The sequence below is a fragment of the Variovorax sp. WDL1 genome (assembly GCF_001541225.1).
Classification (GTDB): domain Bacteria; phylum Pseudomonadota; class Gammaproteobacteria; order Burkholderiales; family Burkholderiaceae_C; genus Variovorax.
The window spans coordinates 1-2,670 of the sequence record NZ_LMTS01000350.1 but is presented as its reverse complement, the minus strand read 5'-3'; the positions used below and the strand labels follow the sequence as shown (position 1 = coordinate 2,670).

1 protein-coding gene is annotated in these 2,670 nt (G+C 59.4%); it reads left to right on the top strand.

Annotated features, from left to right (window positions below; genetic code table 11):
* Positions 1–2,527 (top strand): Tn3-like element IS1071 family transposase (locus tag APY03_RS39670; RefSeq protein WP_157103536.1); only part of this gene is annotated, 2,527 nt, incomplete at its 5' end.
* Between the last annotated feature and the right edge of the window lie 143 nt (positions 2,528–2,670).

Below are 2,670 nucleotides of genomic sequence, written 5' to 3'. Positions count from 1 at the left end.
CGACGAAGTGGCGCGCTGCGCCGACCGCGATCAGCTACTCGTGCGGGCGCGTCAATGGCTGTACAAGAACAAGCTGGTGATCGTGCACGAGCGGGCAATTCGGACACTGATTGCGGCGGCACTTGCCCAGCTTGAAGTTGAAACAGGCACCGCCATCGCCGCCAGCGTTGATCCAGCAACACTTGATCGCTGGCGAGCCTCAGTTTCAGAGCTGCGCCCAGATGGACAAACCCAGCAGAGTTGGCTATGGGCTGCACCGGCGAAACACTCAACCCGCCAAATCAGCGAGGTACTGGAGCGCATCGACCTGCTTTACACGCTGGACGTTCATAAGCACCTGGCAGACATCCCCGATCTCATCTTGCGCCGCTACGCGCGCCGACTTGTCTCCAGGCCGCCCTCAGCCGGAGCCAAGATCAAAGAGCCAGCGCGCACCGTGGAGGTCGCATGCTTTCTTCGGTATTGCCTGTTCACCACCACAGACCAGTTGATCCTTATGGTGCAGCGCCGGATCGCCGATCTGTGGCGTCAGGCTGCCGCCGATGTCCCCGCTACCGTCAATTGGGCCGCAATGTACAAAACGCTGCTCGGCGAACTTGTTGCCTTGAGCGCGCAAGGTGCGGTGCCAGATGCTGAGTTGCGTGCCCGTCTTGAAGCCTTGATCACCGAAACCCAGAAACGCAAACCACCGAGCAGGGCCTCCCTGGTCCGCGAGGGATTGATTGATGGAATTCGCCCCGTGCGGTCGTTGCTCGTCGCCATTGCAAAGCTGCCCTGGCAGGCCACCGGCGAGCATCCTGCCATCGAGTACCTTGCCAAGCTGCAAGCTTTATATCTCAAAGGATCCAGAAAGCTGCCAGTTGAAGTGGTGGCACCAAGTCTGGGAATGATCTGGCAGGTTTCGATCTCCAGCCCAGACCGGGAACGGGCGTTTCAGGCGTTGGAGGTGGCCACCCTGTTTGCCCTGCGCCGCGCGGTGCGCAATGGCTCGGTCTGGATTGAGCACAGCCTGAGCTTTCGGGGTCGTGCGCGCTTGTTCTTCACGGACGAGCGTTGGCAGGCAGAGTCCAAGAAACACTATGCCCGTCTATCGTTACCCAGCAAGGCTGCCACTTTCTTGAAGCCTTTGCTGGCCAGAGTAACTGCCGGTGTCGATGCGGTGGCCGCTGCAGCCCGCAGTGGCGTACTGCGCGTGGATGATGAACTCCATTTGTCGCCATTGCCCGCAGAGGACGAAGACCCAGAAGTGACCAAGCTGCGCGCGGCTTTGGATCACCGCATCGGTGAGGTTCAATTGCCGGAAGTGATTCTGGCCGTTGACGCCCAGGTGCGCTTTAGCTGGATCATGCTCGGACGTGAGCCGCGCTCTACCGACGAGCTGCTGATGGTCTATGCCGGCATCATGGCCCACGGCACCAGTCTGACTGCGGTCGAATGCGCGCGCATGATTCCGCAATTGTCTGCCACCAGCATTCGCCAGGCCATGCGCTGGGCGCGGGACGAACGGCGTCTGAGCCAGGCCTGCCAGGCTGTGCTGGAATTCATGCAGCGACACCCGATTGCCGCCACCTGGGGGCGGTCCGATTTGGCATCTTCTGACATGATGACCATGGAGACCACCAAACGGGTGTGGCAAGCCCGGCTTGATCCTCGGCGCAACACACCTTCCATTGGAATCTACTCCCATGTAAAAGACCGGTGGGGCATCTTCCATGCGCAGCCCTTTGTGCTCAATGAGCGCCAGGCGGGCGTGGCCATTGAAGGTGTCATCCGCCAAGAAAAGCTGGAGACCAGCCAGCTTGCTGTGGATACCCATGGCTACACCGACTTTGCCATGTCACATGCCCGTTTGCTTGGTTTTGATCTTTGCCCGCGGTTGAAGGAACTCAAACAGCGCCACCTCTTTGTGCCACGCGGCACCAAAGTGCCCGCAGAAATCGCTGCGGTGTGCGAAGCCAATGTCGACGTCGCTTTGATCGAAAAGCATTGGGATAGTCTGGTGCACCTGGCAGCCTCGGTCATGAGCGGACATGCCAGTGCGGTGGCAGCTCTTGCGCGGTTCGGTTCTGCCGCCCAGGGCGATCCAATCTATGAGGCTGGCGTGCAATTGGGGCGGTTGCTGCGTACGGCGTTTTTGGCTGACTACTTTGTCAAGGACGCTTTCAGGAACGAGTTGCGCCGGGTGCTCAATCGGGGCGAGGCTGTTAACGCCCTCAAGCGCGCCATTTATACCGGCCGGATCAGCCCGGCGCAGGCCAAACGTGTCGATGAAATGCAGGCTGTGGCCGATGCGTTGAGCCTGATGGCCAACATCGTGATGGCGTGGAATACCTCACAGATGCAGGCGGTCCTGGATCGCTGGTCGAACCGCCGCCAGGTCATTCCACCGGAACTGATCGGGAAGATTGCGCCCACCAGGCTGGAGAGCATCAACTTGCGGGGTGTGTTTCGCTTCCCGGTTGACCGCTATGCTGACCAAATCCTGCCTTCGCGGCCAAATGCATCGATAACTGGCACCAATGGATGAAACCGACCACGGTTTGACGCCACGAATCGCAGATTTGAAAGTGAACAGGAAAGTCAATGAAATCAACGATCTACCAACACCACCTCCGCGCCAGTGCTAGCTTTTCGTACCGTCACTTATTGCACTGAAAACGAGGAGACCCC